Genomic DNA, 17,487 nt, shown 5'->3' with positions numbered 1-17,487 from the left:
GGGGCGCGCGCGGAAGAGGATATGCTTTCAACCCGTTTGCAAGGGGCCGGGCAAGGCCCGCCCGTTGCACGGCCATGCAATGAATTCCCGGAAAGGAAAGACCATGACAGACCCGCTTTTCCCCACCAATACCGCCGCGTTGGCCAAGCGCCGCAAGGAGGCGACCCCCGAGACGAGCGCTGCGTTCGAGGCCTTCAGCAAGGCGGTCTTCGCCGAGGGCGCGCTTGACGTGAAGACCAAGCAGTTGATCGCCGTCGCGGTCGCCCATGTCACGCAATGCCCCTATTGCATCAAGGGCCACACCAAGGCCGCGCTGCGCCACGACGCGAGCGAGGCCGAGATCATGGAGGCGATCTGGGTCGCCTCGGAGATGCGCGCGGGCGGGGCCTATGCGCATTCGGTCCTCGCGCTCGAGGAAACCGAGAAGAAGGCGGCGCGCGACTGACCCGCGCCGTGTCGCACATTTTCAGAGGATGGCCGTAAATGACCGCACCTTTCGCAATCGAAGCCTCCTTCGCCGAGAAGAAGCGCGCGCAGATCAGGGAAGCCGCCCGCATCATGGGCATCGACGAGGACTACCTGTCGCTCATGGTCGATGAGTTCTACGCGCGCATTCGCGCGGACGCGCGGCTGGGTCCGATCTTCGAGGCCGAGATCGGCGAGGATTGGGGCCCGCATCTTGACCGGATGAAACGATTCTGGGCGTCCGTCGCGCTGAACGCGGGAACGTACGCCGGCAAGCCGGTCGTCGTGCATCAGCGTCTGCAAGGCGTGGAGCCCGACGATTTCGGGCGCTGGCTGTCGCTGTTCAAGGCGACGCTTGACGAAACCGCCCGCACCCCCGAGGCGGCGCAATACCTGATGTCCCGCGCCGAGAGGATCGCGCAAAGCCTGCGCATGGCGATGTTCGAGAGAAACCCCGCCGGAGTGCCCTCGCTGCGCTGAGCGACCGGGCGGGGCGGCTCAGGCGCGCCTTGTCGTAGCCGCGCCGGCGTGGGCCAGGAGCGACGCCCCGACGATCGCGGAGGTGACGGAGCCCAACAGCACCGCCAGCTTGACCGACGCGAGCTGCGGACCCTCGAACGCGGCGCTGGCGATGAAGATCGACATGGTGAACCCGACCCCGGCGAGGCAGCCGGCGCCGATGAACTGGCGCCAGTTGATCTCGGAGGACAATTGCGCCCATCCAAGCCGCACCGCGAGCCAGCAGGCGCCGACGATGCCGAGCGGCTTGCCGATCAGCAGCCCGAGGATCACCCCGACGCTTTCGGGCGCCAGCGGCGAGAAATGCGACCCCGCCAGCAGGATGCCCGTGTTGAAGAACGCGAACAGCGGCAGAATCAGGAAGTTGGTCCAGTTCTCCAGCGCGTGTTGCAGGTGGTGGCCCGGCTCGCGCAGCCGGTTGATCGCGTTTTCCAGCGCAAGGACCGCGTATTCCGCGATGTTCTCGCGACGGGGTTCGTCGTCGGGTTCGACCGCGTCGGCGATCACCGTGGCCTGCGCCGCCACCTCCTCGACCTTGGCGGGGCGGCGTGCGGGGATCAGCATCGCGGTCACCACGCCCGCCATCGTCGCATGTATGCCCGAGGCGTGGGTGAAGGCCCACAGCACGATCCCGAGGACGAGATAGGGCGCGAGCGCATAGACCCGCGCGCGCCCCATCAACGCCATCAGCGCGATGCAAGCGAGCGCCCCGAGCATCGGCGCGACGTTCAGCCCGTGACCGTAGAACATGGCGATCACCACGATCGCCCCGAGGTCGTCGGCGATCGCCAGCGCGGCGACGAACACCTTGAGCGAATTGGGCACGCGCCGCCCGAGCAGCGCCATCAGCCCCAGCGTGAAGGCGATGTCGGTGGCCATCGGCACGCCCCAGCCATGCGCGCCCGCGCCGCCGAAGTTGAACGCGGCATAGATCAGCGCCGGCGCAGCCATGCCGCCCAGGGCGCCGATGATCGGCAGCATCGCGCTCGACAGGTCGGACAGTTCGCCCGAAACCACCTCGCGCTTGATCTCGATCCCGACGATCAGGAAGAAGATCGTCATCAGGCAGTCGTTGATCCACTGCTCGACCGTCAGGCCGAACCGGCCGTCGCCGAGTTCGAGCGCAAAGGTGGTCAGGCGCAGCCGTTCATAGACGCCATGCAAGCCCGAATTGGCCACGATGAGCGCCGCCAGCGTCGCCAGCACGAGCAGCAGCCCGCCCGAGGCCGCCCAGCCGAAGAACCGCTGGCTCGCCATCTCGACGCGGAATCCGAAAGGGCGTTCGACCGCGTCCATGATCGACAGTTCGTCCCACGCGCCGAAATATGGCTCACCCTCGATGAAGAGCGCCGGCGTGCGGGTGACGTTCATCGCCTTGGCGAATTCGCGGTCGCGGGCGAGGTGACGCCCGACCGCGTCCGAGCGCATGTCACGCCTGAACTTCGAAAGATCGAGCCCGACCTCTTGGGCGAGGGTTTCGATATCCTCGGCGCCAAAGCCCTGGCCCCTGCCGAAGAGGACCTGGTGCATGTCCCAGAACATGCCCTGCCGGCCCGCGGCGATGGCGGCGCGCGCCGCGCGGTCCGCATCCGCGTTTCCAGGGTCGAAGAACTGGCGGTAGATATAGACCACCTTGCCGTCCTGCCGGTCGGCGATGCGGCGCAGGATGTCGCGCAGGCGGCGGCAGGCGTTCGAGGTGTAATCGCCATAGAGCACGACCGCGCGCCGGCAATCCGGCTCTCCGAGGTAGAAATCGCGGTCGGGGTCGAAACTTCGGATGTTTGCGTGGGACATGGCTGCGCAGTCTCTTCTGGCGTTACCGGACAGATAGACGATTTTTCGAAAAAGTCCGGGAACCTTTTGCGCCGCGCCACATCCAACAGGGCAGACGCGCCGGAAACGGCCTGTCCTCGATATGATGAAACACGACGAAAGGAACATGCAATGACCCGTCTCATCAGCACTCTGGCGGCCCTGTCGCTGTCGTTTGCCGCCGCGCCTGCGCTCGCGGCAGGCGCGGACGATTCCGTGGCGACCGCCCCGCCCGACGCCCCCTACCAGAAGGTGAGCGACCTGGTGAAGCTGCCGGATTTCCTGCCCGGCATGGGGCAGCTCTTTGTCGATCCCGAAACGCTTCCGGCGGGGCCGTTCCTGGCCTATGACCACGACGGCAAGCTGGTCAGCACCACCTACATGATCCCGATCAAGGCCATGAACGCCGACACCAGCTTTGACAACCTCGCCGCGCCGGGGGGCGACGTCGATCACGTCGACATTTATTTCAACGCCGGCCACCCCGGCGTTGCGGAGCCGCATGAACATATCGTGCTCTGGCATGTGCCGGTCGCCGACGAAGCGCGCGTCGCCGAATAACATGCGACGCCGTGCATTCATGTGGGGGAGCGGCGGGCTCGCCGCCGCTCTCACCCTCTCGCCGGGGTTTGCGCTGAGCGACTCCGTGGTCGAGATCGGGATGGGCGGACGGCCCGACGGATCGAAGGTCTGGTTCGATCCTTACGGCCTGCTGATCCGTCCCGGCCAGACGGTCCGCTGGACCAACGAGGACAAGAGCAATTCGCACACCGCCACCGCCTATGCGCCGGAGATCTACGACCACCCGCGCCGGATTCCCGACGGGGCCGAGCCGTTCGACAGCGACTACCTGTTGCCGGGGGAGACCTTCGAGGTGACGTTGGACGTGCCGGGCGTGTATGATTACTACTGCATCCCGCACGAACTGTCGGGCATGGTCGGGCGGATCATCGTGGCCGATCCGGGCCAGACGGATTTCACCGGCTATCCCGAGGACGGGCTTGACCAGGTGATCCTCGACGGGTTTCCGCCGATCGCGGAGATCCTGAAACAAGGCAGCGTGCGCAAGGAGGGTTGACCATGCAGACTGCTCCGATTCCGATCCGCAAATCCTGCGATGAGCTGGGCGAGGCCGAACTGGTCAACCTGGCGCGGGGGGGCAACGACGACGCCGTGCGCGTGCTGGTGCGGCGCAACAACCAGCGGCTCTTTCGGGTTGCGCGCGGCATCCTAAACAGCGACGCCGAGGCCGAGGACGCGGTGCAGGCCGCCTATGTCAACGCCTTTACCAAGCTGGACGGCTTTCGCGGCGACGCGGCCTTCTCGACCTGGCTGACCCGGATCGTGATGAACGAATCCTACGGTCGGTTGCGGCGCCGGAAACATGTCGTCGACCTGGCCGAATACCGTGAAGGCATGCAGGATATGCAGGAGGGAGGTGAATATGCCTCGATGACGACCCCACCCATGAACCCGGAAACCGAACTCGAGCGCGCCGAGGTGCGCAAGGTGCTGGAGGCGTCGATCGACGCGCTGCCCGAACCGTTCCGGCTGACCTACATCATGCGCGACGTGCAGGAGATGACGACGCGCGAGGTGGCGATGCTTCTCGGGATCAATGTCGTCACGGTCAAGACTCGGCTGTTCCGCGCCCGCCGCCTGTTGCGGACCGCGCTGCGCAAGAGCATGGCTGACGAATTCTCGGGAATATTCCCGTTCGACGGCGCGCGTTGCGACAACATGGCGGATCGCGTCGTGCAGGCGCTCGCGGAACGTCGCGACGGCTGAGGGCGCGGCGCCTTGCGTTGAAATCGGCGATTCAAGTTTCCCCGGAAACGTCCTAAGTCATGGTCGCACCCGTTTCACCCGGACGGGTGCGATCATGTTCGTTGGGAGGTTCCGCGTGCGCGCCATTCGCTTCATCCACTGCTCGGATCTGCATCTCGGCAAGGGGTTCGGCCCCTATGCCGACGGGGCGCGGCTGACCGAGGCGCGCCACCAGTCCATCGCCCGCCTCGCCCGCGCGGCGCGTGACCATGACGCGGCGCATATCCTGGTCGCGGGCGATGTGTTCGACGTGCCCACGCCCTCGCCGGCCACGCTGCGGCAGGGAATCGCGAGCATGGCCGAGGCGCGCGACGTCACCTGGTGGCTGCTGCCCGGCAACCATGACAACCTGCGCGAAGCTCAGGCCACGTGGGAAGAGGTAACCGCGCTGGGCCATGATTCGATCCGCGTGCTGACCTCGCCCGACCCGGTCGAGCTTCAACCCGGCGCGGTGCTGCTGCCCGCGCCCTTGCTGACGCGGCATCCCTCCTCGGACCCCTCGGCGGTGATCGGGACCGGCACGGATGAGGCGATCCGCATCGGGCTCGCCCACGGGCCGATCACCGGCTTTGGCGAGGACGACGCCCGCCCCGGCGTGATCGCGCCGGACCGGGACCGGCTGGCGGGGCTGGATTACCTCGGGCTCGGGGACTGGCACAGGCAGATGAAGGTCTCCGACAGGGTGTGGTATTCCGGCGCGCCCGAATACACCGATTTCCGCCACGCGGGGCGCGGCGGTTGCCTTGTCGTGAGCATCGACGCGCCTGGCGCCGCGCCCGAGGTCACGCCGGTCGAGACGGGCGCGTTCCACTGGGCGCCGCTGTCGGTCGCGCTGCTTCCCGGCGACGATCCGCGCGCCGCCGTCGCCGCGGCGCTGCCGCAAACGCCGCGGCGCGACACGCTTGTGCGGCTGGACGTGACCGGGCGCGCGCGGCTTTCCGATGCGTCCGGCCTGAGCGCGCTGGAGGCGGAGATCGGGCCGGAATTCTGCCATTTCGCGTTCTCCACGGCGGGGCTCGCCCTCGATCTCGAAACCTCCGACCTCGACGAGATCGCGCCGACCGGCGCCTTGCGGCAGGCGGCCGACATGCTGGCGGGCGACGCCGAAGCGGCGGAGCTGTCCGAACGCGAACGCCAGGTCGCGGCGGCGGCGCTGCGGCGGCTGCACTCATTGGTCGCGGGGGGTGGGGCATGAGGATCCGCTCCGTCACGCTCGACAACGTGCGCCGCTTTACCGAGCCGGTGACGGCGGGGCCGTTCAATGACGGCATCACCTTGCTCTGCCAGCCCAATGAAAGCGGCAAGTCGACGCTGTTCGACGCGCTGCACGCGCTCTTTTACGTCAAGTATTCCGGCTGGCCCGCCGAGGTGTCCTCGCTCCAGCCCTGGTCGGGCGGCAAGGTGGCGGTCACGGTCGAGCTCGAGATCGACGGCGAGAGTTGGCGCGTGCGCAAGCAATGGCAGCGCGGCGCGGGCGGCGAGGCGCGCGTCTGGAAGGACGGCCGGCTGCGCCACCAGGGGGACGATGCGGAGCATTGGCTCTCAAGCATCGTGCGCGGCGACGGGACCGGGCCATCGGGGCTGTTGTGGGTGCGGCAGGGCCGGGTGTCGCTGTCGGTGGACGGCAAATACGCCAGGGGCGACGAGAAGGGGCAGGAGCATGAAGAGCGGCGCAACCTGCTGACGCTCATCACCGGCGCGATGGACGATCTCACCGGGGGCAAGACGATGGACGCCGCGCGCGACGCCTGCGCCGCCGAGCTTGGCCAGCTTCAGACGGCAAGCGGCAGGCCGAAGGCCGGCGGCGCGTGGGCGCAGGCGCAGGCGCAGGTGGAGGCGCTGGAAAAGGACGAGGCGCATCTTGCCCGGCAGGCGGATGAACTTCACGAGGCGCTGGAGGAGCGGCGCCGCCTGCGCGCGCAACTGGCGGAACTCGAGGACGACGAAACGCGGGCAGCGCGCGCCCGCGACCTTGCCGAAGCGGAGGCCGCGTTCAGGGACGCCGAACGGCACGCCTCATTGGTCTCACAGGCCGCGACGGAGGCGGCGCTTGCCCGCCAGACCGAAAGCGCGGCGCGCGCCGAGGCGGAGGCGGCGCGGGCGCTGCGGGACGAGTTGGCCGAGGCTGGCGGGATGGCAAGGGACGCGGCGGAGCAGGCGGAAACGGCGGCCAAGCGGCTGGCCGAGGCCGAAACCGCCTGGCAGGCCGCGCAGGAGACGCTGAAGACGGCGGACGCCGAGGAGGCGCGCGCCCGCGCCACGCTCCAGCGCGTGACACGGCGCGACGCGGCCCGCGCGGCGGCGGAGCAGCGGCGCAAGATGGCCGACATGCTGGCCAAGGCCGAGGACGCGGACCGCCGCGCCGCCAGCGCGCTGGCCGAGGCCGGGCGCGGCCCCGACAAGGACGCGGTCGACGGGATCGAGAAGCTGGCCCGCGCGGTGGACACGGCGCGCGCGGTGCGGGACGCGGCCGCGCCGCAGGTGGCCGTGAGCTACCTTCCCGGCGCGCCGGAGGTGCGGCTTGACGGCGCGCCGGTTGCCGAGGGGGCCGCGCAGGTGGTGACCGGGCGCGCCAGGTTCGATCTGCCCGGCATCGGCGCGCTGACCGTCACGCCGGGGCGGGAGGGCGCCGCGGACCCGGCGCCGGAGGCCGAAACGGCGCTTGCCCGTGCGCTCGAGGTCGCGGGGTTCGATGACCTCGACGCCCTGCGCGCCGCCGCGCGGGCGCGCGCCGAGGCGCTGCGCACGGCCCATCTCGCGGCGCAGGCGCGCGACACGCTGGCGCCCGAGGGGGTGCAGGCCTTGCGCAATGACCTCGCCCGGCTGCCCGCGCCAAGCGATGTCGAAGACGCGGCGCTGCCCGATGCCGTCGCGGCCCAAAAGGCGGCGCAGGACGCGAGCGGCGCGCTTAGCTCCGCGCGCGCGGCCGAAGCCGAGCGGCGCACGCGGCGCGATGCGGCCAAGGACGCCGCGACCGCCGCGCGCAGCACCGCGACGGCGGCGAAAGAGCGGCTGGACCGCGCCCGGCAGGCGATGCGCGATTTGCCCGAACGGGAGGACGCGGCGCTGGCCGAGCGGCTGGACCGATTGCGCGCGGCGGCCGAGGCGGCGGAGGCGCTGCACCGCGAACGGCAGGAAGGCGCGCCCAATGTCGCGGCGGCTGAGGCCCGGCTCAAGCGCATCCGCAGCGTGATCCGCGAGGCCGAGACCCGCGCGCAGGCGGCGCAGCTGCGCCTGGCCGAGCTGCGCGCGCTGATCCGGGCCCGCGCCGAGGAGGGCGTGGAAGAGGCGCTCGAGGATGTGCGGCTGCGGCTTGGCGCGGCCCGCGAGCGGCTGGAGCGCGTGAGTTTCGAGGTCGAGGTGCTGCGCCGGCTCGACGCCGCGCTGGAAGCGGCCCAATCCGCCGCGCGCGACCGCTATTACGCGCCCATCGCGCGCGAATTGCGCCCCCTGCTCGAGGAGTTGTGGGACGACGCCGAACTGGTCTGGTCCGACGACACGCTGCTGCCCAGCGGCATGATCCGCAAGGGCGAGTCCGAGCCGATCGACACCCTCTCCGGCGGCACGCAGGAGCAGATCGCGTTCCTCGTGCGGCTGGCCTTCGCGCGACTGCTGGCGAAAGCGGGGCGCCACGCGCCGCTGATCCTCGATGATGCGCTGGTCTATTCCGACGACGACCGGATCGAGCGGCTGTTCGACGCGCTGCACGGCGCGGCGGGGGATTTGCAGATCATCGTGCTGTCCTGCCGCCAGCGGGCGTTCCGCGAACTCGGCGCGCCGCAGGTCGTCTTCCGGCCCGCCGATGCGCGGGCCGAGGGCTGACGGTGGCGCCGCGGCGCCGCGCGCGGTAGCATCGCGCGCATGACCCTGTTGATCGTCTATCACACCCGCACCGGCGGCAGCCGCCAGATGGCCGAGGCCGCGGCCGCGGCCGCCCGCGCCGAGATCGAAACGGTGCTGAAACCCGCCGCGGAGGCCGGGCCGGACGACCTTCTGGAGGCTGCCGGCTACATCTTCTGCGCGCCCGAGAACCTCGCGGCGATCTCGGGCGTAATGAAGGATTTCTTCGACCGCTGCTACTATCCCGTGCTGGGCAGGATCGAGGGGCGGCCCTACGCGCAGATGGTCTGCGCCGGATCGGACGGCTCCAACGCCGCGCGCCAGACCGCACGGATCGCCCAGGGGTGGCGGCTGCGCGAGGTGCAGGAGGCGCTGATCGTCTGCACCCATGCGCAATCGCCCGAGGAAATCCTGGCTGAAAAGGTGATCCCCGAGGCCGAGCTCGGAAAATGCCGCGAAATCGGGCAGGCGCTGGGCGCGGGGCTGGAAATGGGCGCGTTCTGAACCGCGCCGGGTCGCGCGGGCCGGGCGAAGACTCCGCTTGCGCCTGCACCGCCGCACCCATAGAAGACCCCTGATTTTGACCGCTGCGGACGCCTCCGCGGCCCGAATGCAATGGACAAGGACGAACGATGCAGGTCACCGAGACACAGAACGAAGGGCTGAAACGCGCCTACACCATGCTGCTGACCGCGCAGGAGCTGGACGACAAGGTCATGGACAAGCTGAAAGAGGCCCAGCCCGAGGTCGAAATGAAGGGCTTTCGCAAGGGCAAGGTGCCGCTGGCGCTGCTGAAGAAGAACTTTGGCCAGCGCGTGCTGGGCGAGGCCATGCAGGAGGCCGTGGACGACGCCATGAAGGCGCATTTCGCCGAGAGCGGCGACCGCCCGGCGGGTGAACCGGCGGTCAAGATGACCAACGAGGACTGGAAGGAGGGCGACGACGTCGAGGTCGAGATGTCCTACGAGAAGCTCCCCGACATCCCGGAACCGGACCTGAAATCGATCAAGCTCGAACGGATGAAGGTCGTCCCCGACGATGGGGCGGTGGACGAGGCGCTGGCGAGCCTCGCCGAGAACGCGCAGAACTTCGAGGACCGCAAAAAGGGCTCCAAGGCCAAGGACGGCGATCAGGTGACGATGGATTTTGTCGGCCGCGTCGATGGCGAGGCGTTCGAGGGCGGATCGGCCGAGGATTATCCGCTGGTGCTCGGCTCGGACAGCTTCATCCCCGGCTTCGAGGAGCAGCTTGTCGGCGTCAAGGAGGGCGAGGAAAAGGACGTCACCGTCAATTTCCCCGAGGATTACCAGGCCGAACATCTGGCTGGTAAGGAAGCGGTGTTCAGTTGCACGATCAAGGCCGTGAAAGCGCCGAAACCCGCGGAGATCGACGACGAACTGGCCAAGAAGTTCGGCGCCGAGGATCTCGACGGTCTCAAGGGCCAGATCCGCGAGCGGCTCGAAGTGGAGTACGCCGGGGCGGCCCGCGCGGTGATGAAGCGCGCGCTTCTCGACAAGCTCGATGAGATGGTCGATTTCGACCTGCCCCCGTCGATGGTCGAGGGCGAGGCGAAGCAGATCGCGCACCAGCTTTGGCATGACGACAACCCGGACGTGGAAGGCCACGATCACCCCGAGGTGGAGCCGACCGAGGAGCACGAGAAGCTGGCCGCGCGCCGCGTGCGTCTTGGCCTGCTGCTCGCCGATCTGGGCCAGAAGGCCGAGGTGCAGGTCAGCGACCAGGAGATGACGCAGGCGATCATGGAGCAGGCCCGCCAGTATCCGGGCCAGGAACGCCAGTTCTTCGAGTTCGTGCAGCAGAACCAGCAGATGCAACAGCAGCTGCGCGCGCCGATCTTCGAGGAAAAGGTCGTCGACTATGTGGTCGAGCTGGCCGACGTGACCGAGAAGGAGGTCACCAAGGACGAGCTGCAAAAGGCGGTCGAGGCGCTCGACGACGAGTAATCGCCGGGGCTGGCTGATGCCTTGGAGAAGCGGATAAGGGGGCCTCGGCGGGCCCCCTTATTTGTCGTCCGATACCGGGACCGACAGCGATAACGACGCCGAATGCTACTCTTTGTCGAAGAAATCGGCATGTGGGGAATCCGTGGCCATTCCGTCCCCGTTCATGTCGCGTGCGCCTGCCCGTGCGTCCGAACCCGGCGCCAATCGCCTTCAAGGCCATGTGCCGCCCCCTGTTTTCGCCTCGATCATGCAAGACGGTAGCGCAAGCGCAGGGATTTATCGAACGGCGACTCCGGTCCGCAAAGCGACGGTTCGGGCCTTCCAGGATGCAGCCCATCCGTGAATGCAAAAAAACCCGGCACGCGTTGCGCACCGGGTCATTCTCGCTGTCTGCGCGCGCCTGTGCGGCGTTTACTTCCAGCCGACCTCGTTGAAGATCTCCTGCGCCTTGGCCGCATTGGTCGAGAAGGCCGCGGTGGGCGTTGACGTATCGGGCACGAAGAAGCCCAGCCGCGCGGTGTTGGCGTCGAGGCCGACGCCCGGCACGGCGGGATATTCGTTGTTCTGGCTGGCGAAGTGCTGCTGCGCGAAGTCGCTGACGAGGAATTCCAGCAGCGCCTTGGCCGCGTCCGGATGCGGGGCGCCCTTGGTCATGGCGGCAGCGGTGAGGTTCAGATGCGCCCCCCGGTCAGACTGGTTCGGCCAGACCCAGCCGAGATTGTCCATCCCCGACGTCAGCCCCTCGACGTCCTTGTCGAAGCCGCGCAGGAAGTAATAGTGGTTCGCCACGGCGATGTCGCATTCGCCCGACACGAGGCCGCGCAGCTGGTCGGTGTCGCCGCCCTGCGGTTCGCGCGCCATGTTGTCGACGATGCTCTGCGCCCAGTCGCGGGCGGCCTCTTCGCCGTCGGCCTCGATGATCGAGGCGAGCAGCGACTGGTTGTAGACGTTGCTGGAGGAGCGGATGCAGATCCGGCCCTTCCATTCGGGGTCGGTCAGGGCCTCGTAGGTGCGCGGCGGGTTTTCGACGCGGTCCTTGGCGTAGAAGATGATGCGCGCGCGCTGGCTGACGCCGAACCAGAGGTCGTCGGGGTGGCGCAGATGTTCGGGCACGGCGTTCTCGATCACCTCCGAATCGAAGGGCTGGATCACGCCGGCCTGCTCGGCGCGGCCCATGCGGCCGATATCGACGGTGATGAACACGTCCGCGGGGCTGTTCTTGCCCTCGGCCTTGAGCCGCGCGATGAGTTCGTCCGCCTTGCCTTCGACGCGGTTGACGGTGATGCCGGTTTCCTTGGTGAATTCCTCGTAGAGCGCGTCGTCGGTGTCGTAGTGGCGCGATGAATAGACGTTGACGTCCTGCGCCATGGCGCCTGCGGCGATCGCGGTCAGCGACAGCACGGAGGCGATCCGGGTGGTGATGCGGAGCATGTGAGGGTCCTCTGTTAGTCCGAGTGAATTACTCGGGCATTCGTGAATATTCTGACTAAATTAGTCAAGTCGAAAGATGACGCCGTGCGAAGCGCCCGGATTCGCGGCCCCGCGGCTTGCAAACGCAGCGTAAAACTTGCGCTCCGATCCGCCTGCCACCATGCTTGCGCGCAGGGAAGGGCCGCGCCCCGGCAAGGGCGCGCAGAAGGAGGATGCGCCATGACGTTCGCCGTGCGGCAGGATGTGATCGATATCGAAAATGAAATGCCGTGGGAGGCGCGCGAGCGGCCCGAAACGATCTACCGGATGCTGAAGGGGACGACCGATGCGTTTCCCGACCGCCCCGCGGTCAGCTATCAATTGCTGTCGGGTGCGAACGACAAGGCCGAGACGCTGACATGGCGGCAGTTTCACGACCAGGTCTGCCAGGCGGCCAACCTGTTTCACGGCCTCGGCATCCGCGAGACGGACGTGGTCGCGCTGGTGCTGCCCAACTGCATGGAGGCGGCGACCGCGACGATCGCCGGCATGATCGCCGGGATCGTGAGCCCGATCAACCCGCTGCTCGAGGCGGAGCAGATCAGCTCGATCCTGCGCGACACCGGGGCGCGCGTCGTCGTCACGCTCAAGGCGTTCCCCAAGACCGACATCGCCCAGAAGACCGCCGAGGCGATCCGCGACGCGCCGGACGTGAAGACCGTGCTCGAGATCGACCTGAACCGCTATCTCACCCCGCCCAAGAGCTGGCTCGTCCCGTTCCTGCGGCCCAAGGTCACCGCGACGCATGACGCCGAGGTGCTCGATTTCGCCAAGGCGGTGGCGGGGCAGCCCACGACGCTTGCCTTCGAGGACGGGGGCAAGGATCGCGTCGGCGCCTATTTCCACACCGGCGGCACCACGGGCATGCCCAAGGTCGCGCAGCATCTCTATTCAGGGATGATCTACAACGGGTGGCTGGGGCATACGCTTCTTTTCACCGAGAAGGACAATGTCATGTGTCCGCTGCCGCTCTTTCACGTGTTCGCCTGCCACGTGATCCTGATGGCGATGATAAAGTCCGGCGCGCATGTGGTGTTCCCCACGCCCGCCGGCTATCGCGGCGACGGCGTGTTCGACAACTTCTGGAAGCTCTGCGAACGCTGGAAGATCACTTTCGTCATCACCGTGCCGACCGCGGTGTCGGCGCTCATGCAACGCAAGGTGGACGCCGATCTCTCGACGGTGAGAAACGCCTTCTCGGGGTCCGCGCCGATGCCGCTCGAGCTTTTCAAGCGGTTCGAGAGCGCGACCGGAATGACCGTGATCGAGGGTTACGGGCTGACCGAGACGACCTGCCTCGTGTCGGTGAACCCGCCGGAGGGCGCCAAGAAGGTCGGCTCGGTCGGGCTGCCGTTTCCCTATACCGATGTTAAGATCGTCAAGGTGTCTGACGGCAAGCCGATCGAATGCGAGCCCGACGAGGTGGGCGAGATTTGCGTCGACAACCCCGGGGTTTATCCCGGTCACACCTATACCGACGCGGCCAAGAACAAGGATCTCTATCACTTCGATACCTTCCTGCGCACCGGCGATCTGGGCCGGATCGACGAGGACGGCTACCTGTGGATCACCGGACGGGCCAAGGACCTGATCATCCGCGGCGGCCACAACATCGATCCCGCCGTGATCGAGGAGGCGCTGATGGGCCATGACCAGGTGGCCTCGGCAGGCGCCATCGGCCAGCCTGACGCCCATTCCGGCGAGTTGCCCTGCGCCTATGTCGAACTGGTCGACGGCGGCAGCGTCACCGCGGAGGATCTGCGCGCCTTTTGCAAGGAGCATGTCCACGAGCGCGCCGCGCACCCGAAGTATATCGAGGTGATGGACGAACTGCCCAAGACCGCCGTGGGCAAGGTGTTCAAACCCGACCTGCGCAAGCGCGCGATCACACGCGTCTACGGGGCCGCGCTGCAAGAGGCGGGGGTGAACGCAAAGGTCGCAAGCGTGATCGACGACAAGAAACGTGGTCTTGTCGCGCAGATCGCCAAGACCGGCGAAGTGACCGAGCCGCAGGTTTCCGACGTGCTGGGCAAGTTCACCCGGCCCTGGGAATGGGCGGAGTAACCCCCGCTGCGGCCGGGTGAAGAAAATTTACCAAATTTTCTCAGCCTGAGATTCTTCGGCGAATGATCCCGTTCAGGTCAGATCCTTGTAGCTGACCTCGGCCACGTCGCCGTCCAATTTCTCGCGCCGCGTGCGCAGCCGGTTGAGCGCGGCGATATAGGCCCGCGCCGAGGCGACGACCGTGTCGGTATCCGCCGATTGCCCGGTGGCGATCAGCCCGTCCTCTTCCAGCCGCACGCTGACCGTGGCCTGCGCGTCGGCGCCTTCGGTGACCGCGCTGACCTGGTAGAGTTGCAGCCGGGCGTCGTTGGGATAGATCGCGCGCACCGCCTTGAACGTCGCGTCCACCGGGCCGTCGCCCTGGCAGGTCGCGTTATGATCGCTGCCGCCGACCTCCATTTCAAGTGCCGCCTCGGCCGGGCCGGTGCCGCACACCACCTTGAGGTTGACGAGCTGGAGATGTTCTTCGCCCTCGCCCGCGGTATGGACCAGCGCGAGGATGTCGTCGTCGTAAACCTCCTTCTTGCGGTCGGCGAGGTCCTTGAACCGCACGAAGATGTCCTTGAGCTGGTTGTCCCCGACCTCGATCCCGAGTTCCTTGAGCTTGGCGCGCAGCGCGGCGCGCCCCGAATGCTTGCCCAGGGGCAGGGACGTGCCGGCAAGGCCGATATCCTCGGGGCGCATGATCTCGAACGTCTCGGCGTTCTTGAGCATCCCGTCCTGGTGGATGCCGCTCTCGTGCGCGAAGGCGTTCTTGCCGACGATCGCCTTGTTGAATTGCACCGCAAACCCGCTGACCGCGGCGACGCGGCGCGAGATGTTCATGATCTTCGTCGTGTCGATCCCGGTGGTCCAGGGCATGAGATCGCCGCGCACCTTCATCGCCATCACCACCTCCTCGAGCGCGGTGTTGCCGGCGCGTTCGCCAAGGCCGTTGATCGTGCATTCGATCTGGCGCGCGCCGCCCGCCACGGCGGCGAGGCTGTTGGCGGTCGCCATGCCAAGGTCGTTATGGCAATGGGTCGAGAACACGACCTCGTCCGCGCCCGGCACCTCATTGATCAGGCGGCGGATCAGGTCCGCGCTCTCGACCGGGGCGGTATAGCCTACGGTGTCGGGGATGTTGATCGTGGTCGCCCCAGCGTTGATCGCGATCTCGACCACGCGCGCGAGGTAGTCCCATTCGGTGCGCGTCGCGTCCATCGGCGACCATTGCACATCGTCGCAGAGATTGCGGGCGTGGGTCACGGTTTCATCGATGCGCTCGGCCATCTCGTCCTGGGTGAGGTTCGGGATCGCGCGGTGCAGCGGTGAGGTGCCGATGAAGGTATGGATGCGCGGGCGCCGCGCGTGTTTCACCGCCTCCCAGCAGCGATCGATGTCCCGGAGGTTGGCGCGCGCGAGACCGCAGATGACCGCGTTTTCCGCGCGTCTGGCGATCTCCGAGACGGCGGCGAAATCGCCCTCGGAGGCGATGGGAAAGCCGGCCTCGATGATATCGACGCCCATCTCGTCCAGCAGCCCCGCGATTTCGAGCTTCTCGGCGTGGGTCATGGTGGCGCCCGGGGATTGTTCGCCGTCGCGCAGCGTGGTGTCGAAGATCACCACCTTGTCCCCTGTCGTGCGGGATGCGGGTTTCTGCGCCTCGTCCGCGGCGCGGTTCTTCTCTGTCTGGGTCATGTCGGGTCTCTTTGTTCCGGATTTCCTAAGCCATGGCGCGCGGGCGTGCATATCCTCTGAGCGGTCGCGCCGAAAGGCACGCTCAGAGGCGGCTTAGGACGGGCAGGCGCGCAGCATGGACGACCCCGGCGACGGGGCGGCGCTGCAACAGGATATGGGCCTGCATGGTCATGCGCCGGACTATAGGAGCGCCACTGCCGGTTGAAAACCCCGATTCTTCGCGCGGCCCGGCGTGGCGGGTCTACTCGGCCGGGGGCGTTTCGGCCTGCCCGGCGGGCGTCTCTTCCGCGGCGGCAGGCGTTTCAGCCCCGGTTTCCGCCGCGTTCTCTTCGCCGGTCTGCGGTTCCGGCGGTGTGGTCACCGCGCCGTCGCTGTCCAGCGCGCCGTCGATCCATTTGCCGCTGGCGCTCGCGCCGTTGGAATAGCGCATCGTGCCGCTGCCCTGCCGCTTGCCGGCCTTGAACGCGCCCTCGTAGACATCGCCGTTGGTATAGGTGGCGACGCCTTGCCCGTCGATCTCGCCGTTCTTCCATTCGCCTTCGTAGGTGAAGCCGTCGGGCATGACGATCTTGCCTGTGCCGTGGCGCTGACCATCCTTGAATTCGCCGACATAGACGGTGCCGTCCGGGTAGGTCGCGGTGCCCTCGCCCTGGCGCTGGCCCTCGACCCAGTCGCCCTCATAGCGGTAGCCGTCAGCGTAGGTCATGATCCCGTAGCCGTGGTTGCGCGCTGATTTGAACCCGCCCTCGTAGACCAGCCCGTTGGGATAGGTGGCGCGGCCCTGGCCCTCGATCACGCCGTCGACCCATTCGCCCTCGTAGGTGGAGCCGTCGGGATAGGTGATCTTGCCCTCGCCATTGGCGAGATCGTCGCGGAATTCGCCGACATAGACCGATCCGTCGGGATAGGTGACCGTACCCTTGCCAGCGATCGCGCCGGCGACCCATTCGCCCTCGTAGACGAAACCGTCATCGCCGATGAACTTGCCGGCGCCGTCGCGTTTGTCGTCGTGAAAATCGCCCTCGTAGACGTCGCCGTTGGCGTAGGTCACGCGGCCCTTGCCCTCGCGGCGGCCGCTGACGAGCGCGCCCTCGTAGACATCGCCGTTGGGCTGGGTCAGCTTGCCGGCGCCGTCGATCTGCCCGTCCTTCCACAGCCCCTCGTAGATCAGACCGTCGGGCATGGTGAGCGTACCTTGGCCGTGGCGCGCGCCGCGCAGCACCTGGCCCTCGTAGATCGCGCCATCCGGATAGGTGATCGTCGCCCGCCCGTCCTTCACGCCGTTGACCCAGGTGCCGTCATAGACGTAGCCCCCCGGCGAGGTCATCTTGCCGTGGCCGTGATGCATGGCGTTCAGGAACTCGCCCTCGTAGCGCACGCCGTTGGCGTAGACGGCGACGCCGCGCCCGGTGATCTTGCCGTCCTTCCATGTGCCTTCGTAGGTGCCGCCGTCGGTAAAGACGATCTTGCCCAGGCCGTTGGGCTTGCCCTGCGCGAATTCGCCCTCGTAGACCGAACCGTTGGGGAAACGCGCAACACCCTGACCCTTGATTTCGCCATCGACCCACTCGCCCACGTATTCATAGCCGTTGGGCAGCGTATAGGTCCCGGTGCCATGCTGAAGCCCGTCGCGGAATGCGCCCTCGTATACGCCGCCGTCGTCGTACTGCTTGATCTGGACATCGCCGTCCTGCGCAGTGGCGAATCCCGTCAGCGCGACGGAAAGCGCCGCGCCCAGAACAGTCCAACCTATCCGCGATTTCACCATGCCATGCCCCGCTGCCCCGTTTCGCGCGCCCTTGCGCGCGCGCTTGGGAAATCTAGTGGACCGGTCACCGGGTGACAA

Annotated in this window: 14 protein-coding genes; 10 read left to right on the top strand and 4 right to left on the bottom strand. The window is 67.5% G+C overall.

What is annotated here, in order from left to right:
• Nucleotides 1-103: 103 nt before the first annotated feature.
• Nucleotides 104-445 carry a carboxymuconolactone decarboxylase family protein gene (locus tag D6850_RS12275; RefSeq protein ID WP_121167330.1) on the top strand — a complete coding sequence of 114 codons (342 nt, stop codon included), beginning with the start codon at nt 104-106 and terminating at the stop codon, nt 443-445.
• 38 nt (nt 446-483) lie between these two features.
• The gene (locus D6850_RS12270; RefSeq protein WP_121167328.1) at nt 484-945 is read left to right on the top strand and encodes a group III truncated hemoglobin; all 462 of its coding nucleotides are present in this window, start codon (nt 484-486) and stop codon (nt 943-945) included.
• A gap of 18 nt (nt 946-963) precedes the next feature.
• Here D6850_RS12270 and nhaA read toward each other — a convergent pair whose 3' ends face one another.
• Nucleotides 964-2,778, bottom strand: coding sequence for a Na+/H+ antiporter NhaA (nhaA, locus tag D6850_RS12265; protein WP_166434061.1), 1,815 nt, complete (start codon nt 2,776-2,778; stop codon nt 964-966).
• Between the two features lie 150 nt (nt 2,779-2,928).
• Between nhaA and D6850_RS12260 the strand changes: the two genes are divergently transcribed.
• The 7 genes from D6850_RS12260 (at nt 2,929) to tig (ending at nt 10,427) form a co-directional block, all read left to right on the top strand.
• Nucleotides 2,929-3,357, top strand: a complete 429-nt coding sequence (locus D6850_RS12260; RefSeq protein WP_206019257.1) for a DUF5602 domain-containing protein — start codon at nt 2,929-2,931, stop codon at nt 3,355-3,357.
• A 1-nt stretch (nt 3,358) separates the two neighbouring features.
• Nucleotides 3,359-3,874: a plastocyanin/azurin family copper-binding protein gene (locus D6850_RS12255; protein WP_245964173.1), complete on the top strand. Its 516-nt coding sequence runs from the start codon at nt 3,359-3,361 to the stop codon at nt 3,872-3,874.
• Nucleotides 3,875-3,876: 2 nt separating this feature from the next.
• Nucleotides 3,877-4,584: an RNA polymerase sigma factor gene (locus D6850_RS12250; protein ID WP_121167324.1), complete on the top strand. Its 708-nt coding sequence runs from the start codon at nt 3,877-3,879 to the stop codon at nt 4,582-4,584.
• Between the two features lie 94 nt (nt 4,585-4,678).
• Nucleotides 4,679-5,818, top strand: coding sequence for a metallophosphoesterase family protein (locus tag D6850_RS12245; protein WP_121167322.1), 1,140 nt, complete (start codon nt 4,679-4,681; stop codon nt 5,816-5,818).
• Complete coding sequence (locus D6850_RS12240) at nt 5,815-8,445, top strand: AAA family ATPase (protein ID WP_121167320.1); 2,631 nt, start codon at nt 5,815-5,817, stop codon at nt 8,443-8,445. Before D6850_RS12245 ends, D6850_RS12240 begins: the two co-directional genes overlap by 4 nt.
• A gap of 39 nt (nt 8,446-8,484) precedes the next feature.
• The gene (locus D6850_RS12235; RefSeq protein ID WP_121167318.1) at nt 8,485-8,967 is read left to right on the top strand and encodes a flavodoxin family protein; all 483 of its coding nucleotides are present in this window, start codon (nt 8,485-8,487) and stop codon (nt 8,965-8,967) included.
• A gap of 128 nt (nt 8,968-9,095) precedes the next feature.
• Complete coding sequence (gene tig, locus D6850_RS12230; protein WP_121167316.1) at nt 9,096-10,427, top strand: trigger factor; 1,332 nt, start codon at nt 9,096-9,098, stop codon at nt 10,425-10,427.
• Between the two features lie 411 nt (nt 10,428-10,838).
• On the opposite strand, the gene D6850_RS12225 is transcribed toward tig, so the two are convergent.
• Nucleotides 10,839-11,858: a Fe(3+) ABC transporter substrate-binding protein gene (locus D6850_RS12225; RefSeq protein WP_121167314.1), complete on the bottom strand. Its 1,020-nt coding sequence runs from the start codon at nt 11,856-11,858 to the stop codon at nt 10,839-10,841.
• A gap of 219 nt (nt 11,859-12,077) precedes the next feature.
• Here D6850_RS12225 and D6850_RS12220 point away from each other — a divergent pair, with 219 nt between their 5' ends.
• Nucleotides 12,078-13,961 (top strand): acyl-CoA synthetase, encoded by a 1,884-nt coding sequence (locus tag D6850_RS12220; protein WP_121167312.1) that lies wholly within the window; start codon nt 12,078-12,080, stop codon nt 13,959-13,961.
• 72 nt (nt 13,962-14,033) lie between these two features.
• Here D6850_RS12220 and D6850_RS12215 read toward each other — a convergent pair whose 3' ends face one another.
• Together D6850_RS12215 and D6850_RS12210 are read right to left on the bottom strand one after the other, a co-directional pair.
• Nucleotides 14,034-15,641 (bottom strand): 2-isopropylmalate synthase, encoded by a 1,608-nt coding sequence (locus tag D6850_RS12215; protein ID WP_121167310.1) that lies wholly within the window; start codon nt 15,639-15,641, stop codon nt 14,034-14,036.
• Nucleotides 15,642-15,882: 241 nt separating this feature from the next.
• Entirely contained in the window at nt 15,883-17,409 is a 1,527-nt protein-coding gene (locus D6850_RS12210; RefSeq protein ID WP_121167308.1) for an MORN repeat-containing protein, read from the bottom strand.
• Nucleotides 17,410-17,487: the final 78 nt, after the last annotated feature.

The sequence above is a fragment of the Roseovarius spongiae genome (assembly GCF_003651245.1).
Taxonomy (GTDB): Bacteria; Pseudomonadota; Alphaproteobacteria; order Rhodobacterales; family Rhodobacteraceae; genus Roseovarius; species Roseovarius spongiae.
The sequence above is the reverse complement of the archived record's forward strand: the minus strand, read 5'-3'. Positions and strand labels throughout refer to the sequence as shown.